Below are 202 nucleotides of genomic sequence, written 5' to 3'. Positions count from 1 at the left end.
TCACTTGGTATTGGTTGTCCTGGCATTGTTATCTCCTTAAAAAATTGAGGCGACAACTATGCTGACACAGGGGGTTACTCACCGATCTCCTTCACGGTAATACGCAAACCCAGTTGGAGAGTAATGCACGGCTCAGTTCGACACCCTGTCGGGCAAAGATTTCACTCTGACGATACAGTGGCAGGTGTTCGCAGTATTTTCC

1 pseudogene is annotated in these 202 nt (G+C 48.0%); it reads right to left on the bottom strand.

Annotated features, from left to right (window positions below):
* Nucleotides 1-106: 106 nt before the first annotated feature.
* Nucleotides 107-202, bottom strand: a pseudogene (locus tag FQZ95_RS17900) (IS66 family transposase); the annotation flags it as partial.

Origin of the sequence: Escherichia sp. HH41S, from assembly GCF_009820115.1 — a bacterium.
Classification (GTDB): Bacteria; Pseudomonadota; Gammaproteobacteria; order Enterobacterales; family Enterobacteriaceae; genus Escherichia; species Escherichia coli_F.
The sequence above is the reverse complement of the archived record's forward strand: the minus strand, read 5'-3'. Positions and strand labels throughout refer to the sequence as shown.